The 5,913-nt window shown below is 59.7% G+C and carries 4 protein-coding genes and 4 pseudogenes; 7 read left to right on the top strand and 1 reads right to left on the bottom strand.

The genetic code is table 11. The annotated features are described in order from the left end of the window. From HV670_RS30710 to HV670_RS29140, 7 genes and pseudogenes are all read left to right on the top strand, one after another. Positions 1-238: pseudogene (locus HV670_RS30710) on the top strand (carboxylesterase); the annotation flags it as partial. A gap of 192 nt (positions 239-430) precedes the next feature. Then, positions 431-1,111, top strand: coding sequence for a MipA/OmpV family protein (locus tag HV670_RS29160; RefSeq protein ID WP_343054527.1), 681 nt, complete (start codon positions 431-433; stop codon positions 1,109-1,111). 621 nt (positions 1,112-1,732) lie between these two features. Further along, on the top strand, positions 1,733-2,944 hold the full coding sequence (locus HV670_RS29155) for an ISNCY family transposase (protein ID WP_246258088.1): 1,212 nt from the start codon (positions 1,733-1,735) through the stop codon (positions 2,942-2,944). 219 nt (positions 2,945-3,163) lie between these two features. Continuing rightward, positions 3,164-3,592 (top strand): antitoxin Xre/MbcA/ParS toxin-binding domain-containing protein, encoded by a 429-nt coding sequence (locus tag HV670_RS29150; protein ID WP_175108411.1) that lies wholly within the window; start codon positions 3,164-3,166, stop codon positions 3,590-3,592. Next, positions 3,589-4,050, top strand: coding sequence for an RES family NAD+ phosphorylase (locus tag HV670_RS29145; protein ID WP_175108410.1), 462 nt, complete (start codon positions 3,589-3,591; stop codon positions 4,048-4,050). The genes HV670_RS29150 and HV670_RS29145 overlap by 4 nt, the downstream gene beginning before the upstream one ends. A gap of 401 nt (positions 4,051-4,451) precedes the next feature. Beyond that, positions 4,452-4,693: pseudogene (locus tag HV670_RS31665) on the top strand (AbrB/MazE/SpoVT family DNA-binding domain-containing protein). Next, positions 4,693-5,087, top strand: a pseudogene (locus HV670_RS29140) (type II toxin-antitoxin system VapC family toxin). The pseudogenes HV670_RS31665 and HV670_RS29140 overlap by 1 nt, the downstream one beginning before the upstream one ends. 138 nt (positions 5,088-5,225) lie before the next feature. Here HV670_RS29140 and HV670_RS32515 read toward each other — a convergent pair. Further along, positions 5,226-5,501 (bottom strand): annotated as a pseudogene (locus HV670_RS32515) (IS110 family transposase); the annotation flags it as partial. Between the last annotated feature and the right edge of the window lie 412 nt (positions 5,502-5,913).

The following is a 5,913-nucleotide window of genomic DNA, read 5'->3' as shown; positions in this document are numbered from 1 at the left end:
GAGATTTGTCAGCTCGCACATTGGCTCCACGTTCCTGCGTTCGATTTATCTGGACGATTCGTATCACATGATTACGTCCGACAACGAACGCGAAATCGTCGCGCGGGAAGTAGGCCTCTTTCTGCGGGAAAGTAAACTGGCCCGAAGCGGTGGAGGCGGAGAAGCCGCTCCGGTAGTCTCTCGGGCGCTCGCGAGGCGTTTGCGGCATATCGCCAAAGGGGGGGAAAGCGGTGCTTGATTCGAGGCGTGATACTTCGCAAGCGAGCGTGGGCGCCCCGGCTCTCGCAACGACGGGAAGGACGTAGTGAAGGTAAGCCATGCACTGCAGTGCGTGCCAATTGCGTTCGGGTGCCTTTGCCTCACGCACGCGTTCGCCGACGACCAGGACCCGAGCGTAAGTCCTTCCGGGGCCGATGAATGGAAGGTATCGGTGGGTCCGGGCCTGATGCTTTCTCCCAAATATCCGGGCGCGCGGGAGTTGCGACTCTTGCCGATTCCATCGCTCGATATCTCCTACGATGACCGGATTTTCTCGCAGGGTCTCGATCTGATCGGGATCAATGTGCTTAAAGGCAAAGGCGACGCTTACCATGTCGGCGCTGCGATCAGCCTGGATTTTCAATCGCGCAACGAGTCCGACGATCCGCATTTGCATGGGTTAGGGAACGTCAACGAGGGTCCGAAACTCAAACTTTTTGCCGACTATTCGGTGTCGTTGCTGACGGGTTCGGTTGCGGCCTACCAGGACATTGCGGGAACGGGCCAGGGACTTTTGGTCAGTGCGGATCTGGTGGCCAATCTGCCGCTAACCTCCAGGTTCCTGGTGTCATTCGGGCCGGGCGCGACATGGGCAAATGCAGAATACACGCGATCGTTGTTTGGCGTGAGCGCCGGACAGAGCGCTGCTTCGGGCCTGCCAACCTTCAACACGAGTGCAGGACTACGCGACGTTCACCTTAACGCATACGCGAGCTATGACATCTCGAAGAAATGGGTCGGCTCGTTGGCCGTTACCGTTGGCCGGCTGCAACACGACGCTGCACACAGTCCCATCACGGAGCGCCGGGATGAACTGAACATAGTGACCGCAATCAACTACCGCTTCAGATAGTGGGTGCTGTCCGCGCGAGGCGGCCTTTTCGACATCAAATAGTCAGCAGGCAAGCGAGCCAATCAGCACGGCGAAAATCGCTCGCATTCGATGCTGCATATAGCCGCCACAGCCTCGGGATTCACTGGATCAGACAAAGCGGACGGTCGGTTATCTCAGGTGGAGGAGCCCAAGCGATCGGGCGTGTAATCCACGTTAAAGACGGAAAAAAGCGTATGACAGAGGGTGCAGCAGCCGATATTGCACTGGTCACGGTGCGGCCGGTTTTCGGTCCAATTGGTGCAGTTACGGCGCTGGCGTCGGTGTCGGCTCGGCATTTGTTGCAGGCGCGGCCTTGCTCGCCAAGATCAAGGAGGAGGACAAAAAATACATCGCTTGGCGGCTGGCTGTCCGCCTAATGATCCACCCTGCCAATGCGCAGTTGTCGTAAAACAGATTTTGCGGGAAGGAACATGAACGAGGCACCCCCAATCCGGAAGAACGTTGAAGGCGTCAACATCAATACTGATACTGCTCGCTGTTTCTATTCGGTGACGAAGAGCGTTGGGCGGAGATCCGTCGGCTGCACGACGACGGGCTGTCGATTTCGGTCAGTGCCTCCATCTGGGGATTATTGGGTGCTTGCTGACACGACAAGGTAACCGGCGCCTGGACGAGAATCTGGCCCAGCGGGCTCAGGCCATCATCCACGAGTGCTACGTCGATTTTGGCCCGACGCTGGCCTGCGAGAAGCTGTACGAATGTCACGGCATCCGGCTCGCAAAGGAAACGGTCAGGCGGCTAATGACGGACGCCGGTCTGTGGATACCGCGCCGGCAGCGCCCGCCGAAGATCTATCAGCCACGAGCCCGGCGGTCGTGTCTGGGCGAGCTGGTGCAGATCGACGGCAGCGACCATCGCTGGTTCGAGCAACGCGCGCCGGCGTGCACGCTGCTGGTGTTTGTCGACGATGCAACGAGCCGGCTGATGGCGCTGCACTTCACCGCGACCGAGTCGACCTTCAGCTACTTCGAAGCGACGCGTGCCTATCTCGAACAGCACGGCAAGCCGGTGGCGTTCTACAGCGACAAGTACAGCGTATTTCGCAAGACGAAGACGGACGAAACGGGAAGCAATGTGACGCACTTTGGCCGCGCGATGTACGAGTTGAACATTGACACGTTCTGCGCCAACAGCAGTTCGGCCAAGGGTCGCGTCGAGCGCGCGCACCTGACGCTGCAGGACCGGCTGGTGAAGGAGCTGCGGCTGCGCGGCATCCACTCGGTGGCCGACGCCAATGCCTACGCGCCCTCCTTCATGGCCGCTTACAACGCGCGCTTTGCGAAGCCGCCGAAGAGTGGATTCAACGCGCATCGACCGTTGCGTGCCGACGAGAGCCTCGATCTGCTGCTGACGTGGCGTGAGACGCGGCGCGTGACGAAGTCCCTGACGGTGCAGTACGACCGGGTGATGTACCTGCTGGACGATACGCCGGCCAACCGCAAGCTGATTCATCGCTATATCGACGTGTGGGAGTACCCGGACGGCTGCATCGAGATTCGTGCCGATGGCCGGGTGTTGCCGAGTCGGCCCTATGACCGGCTGGCCGAAATTGACCAGGGTGCGATTGTTGAGCACAAACGGCTGAGTCATGTGTTGCAGGTGGCGCAGGCCCTTCAGGCGCAGCGCGATAACCGCCGCATTGGGACCGCGCCCTCCCGGACCCATCTGGGCGCGGCGGTCCGAACGCAGCAACGTCAGCCCGGAACCAAGAAGCAACGCGAGTTCACGCAGCGTCCCGAGGGCCGGCCCGCAGGCAATCACATATTCGAATTCGCTGCGCTAACAGCATGAGCACACGTGCATCATCTTTACCTCGGCGGTTACGACTTCAACGCATCGATTTTCGGACCATCGGGCCGAGTTCTTGCGGGCAGCACTATCTGCGTTAGCGGCACGGGACCCACTGATCGGCCTGTATCTCGGAGGACGCTACTGCACGCGTAGTACTTCGCTGCCACGGGATCATCTGGTGTATAATTGGGTATCGTTTGATACTTAGTGGGGTCCGTCATGGTCATCGTTTCACCTGCCAGAATCGCGTCAGTCATGGCGCTGACGCCGTTGCCCACTTCGTTTGCGGAACTGGATGACCGGGTGCGCGGCGGTCTCCCGAAGTCCGCACTGCGAGCGAGTGTCGAGCATGTCTCGCGCACTTCCGAAGAGCGTCGGACTCTACTGTTTCGTATCATCCCCGAAGCCACCTTCAAGCGCCGTCGCGATCTGCTCAGCCCGGACGAATCAGAGAAGGCCGAACGTCTCGCACGCATCTTCGCCACCGCCGAATATGTGTGGGACTCGGAAGCTGACGCGAGGGAGTTCCTCAACACTCCTCATCCACTGCTGGACGGCCGCACACCGCTCGACGTATCGATGACCGAGTTGGGCGCAAGACGGGTCGAAGAACTGCTGTGGAAGCTGTTTTATGGGATTCCTGCATGACGCGGATCTACCGCATCGCGGATCGACGGCACCCCGTCTGGGACGGTACGGGCGCCCTGCTGATCGGTGGCCGGTTCAACAGCCCCGGGTGCGCCGTCATCTACGGCGCAACGACGTTCGCGGGCGCGATGCTCGAAGTGCTGGTTCACGCGCGGATCGGCAAGGTGCCGCTTTCTCACGTGGCGGTCGCGGCTGATGCGCCGGACGAAATCCCGGTGGAGCGCGCAGACGCGGCCATTTTGCCGGCAGGATGGGACGGCTCGGATATCGAGATCGCGCGGGCGTTCGGGGATCGCTGGATAGCCGAACGCCGTACCGCGATTCTGCTTGTGCCGTCTGTCATCGCACGAGAAGAGTGGAACGCGCTGGTTAACCCGGCTCATCCGCTTGCTGCGCGCATCGTCATTGGCGAATCGCGCCCGGTGGTCTGGGACGAGCGCCTGTTTCATCGCCCTTGAGAGGGCGACCGCCGTTTAGATGTCACGCCCCACGATAGTGCCGGGCCGCGCCGGATCGCTGTCCATGATGCGCGTGACTGCGCAGAGCGGCGAAACGGATCTTCGTCTATCACTCTTGTCGCATGACCAGAGCGTGACTACATCAAATGCTGGCAGCACTGCCACGTCCCGGAATCAAACGGATACTCATCGCAGTTGACTTGTCAGTTGTGTCCAAGCGACGTGGTCCCGACGAGACGAGCCCCTCTTTGTCCCCTTGTCGCCGTCCCCTGTTCTTTGAGCTGCCGTGGCAGTCTGGATCGGCGTGTGACCGCACACCTCGGCCTCGAGTCGTTTCGGCCGACCTGCCTTGATTTTTGGATCGCCTTACCATAAGGAATTGTGAATTCAAGGAGGAAACAATGGCATCCGCGACAATCACGTCGAAGGGTCAGGTAACGATCCCGGTCGGCGTCCGGAGCGACCTTGGGCTGGGGCCGGAGACAGAATCGAATTCGTCTTCAACGAGGCCACCGGACGCTACGAGTTGGTGCCTGCAACGAAATCCCTTGAATCACTCAAGGGTCTTGTCGGGAAGCCGGCTAAGCCTGTGTCCGTTGAAGATATGAATGCCGCCATCGCTGCGCAGGGAGCGGACGCGTAATGATCGGTCTCGATACAAACGTCCTGGTCCGATACATCGCCCAGGACGACGCTGCTCAATCGCCGAAAGCGCGTGCGTTGATCGAGTCGTTGACGACCGACGAACCTGCTACGTGACGCAGGTTGCCTTGGTGGAAGTCGTGTGGATTCTTCCCAGCCTGTACGCGGCAGATCGTAATCAGATTGCAAAAGTGGTTGAGGGACTTCTTCGAACTAAAAAGTTGACCGTCGAAGCTGCCGAGACAGTTTGGAAGGTCCTTCGCGTTTTCGCTTCATCGAAAGCGGACTTTGCGGACTGCCTGATCGAGCGCGTTTGCCATGATGCGCAGTGCGAGTACACGGCGACATTCGACGCGAAAGCCGCTAAGTCGGCTGGTTTGCGGTTAATCAAGTAACGCGGAAAAGCCTCATGACCCTCATCGGAATCGCGCCGTTGGCGAGAGCAAAACTTCGCCGAAGACACGACGACGTGCATCCGGTACGCGAAACCGATCGACCGTCTGCGCCCCATCTCGTAGGCGCCGGTATCCGAGCCACTCAAGAATGCGCTGTTCGATCCGTGCGATCTGTTCGTCGAGCGTGCGAAGTCGCGAGAGCTGATCCTGCAGACTGTCTATCAGCATGGCAGGCAACTCGTCGGTCAGTGACGCCAGCGCGGTTTGGGCGGCCTCTATCGATGCCCGACGGCCTTGCGGCAGCACAACGCCAAATTCGTAGAGCAGTCCACGAAACTGGTTGACTTACATGACGCGAATTCGGACTAGTTGTGGCGTGCGCGGTGCATTGGCTTGCTGGTCTTCCGTCTTTGACGTGATGGTCGCCAACGCCGCCCGCCACCCGGATCCCGAATTGATCCGCCGACGCCGATCCTGATGGAGCCACCAGCACGAACCACCACGCACTTTTCCCTGTCAGACCACGCAGAGAATTCTTGTTCTTCATTGAACACTCGGTTCTTTGGTCGAACCCCGGTCACGTTCCGTGTGGGGCCGCCGCGGCGACAGTGCGAGGCAAAAGCGACACCCGAAACCTGATTGCAGCGCTCCCGTGCGACATCTGATGATTCGGAATTGGCTCTGCCAAGAATTCTGAGGCTCACACCGGCAATGGTTCTGTCGCCCTGATCCAGCGCTTCAGATTGAACGCGATAAGTACTGTCAAGGTGATGTAGAGCAGGCTCAGGTTGCGCAGCTCCTCAGGCGCGCAAAAGACGAAGAACAA

It is taken from the genome of Pararobbsia alpina, assembly GCF_902859895.1.
Lineage (GTDB): Bacteria > Pseudomonadota > Gammaproteobacteria > Burkholderiales > Burkholderiaceae > Pararobbsia > Pararobbsia alpina.
Note: the sequence above shows the minus strand (reverse complement) of the source record. Positions and strands in the feature narration are given on the sequence as shown.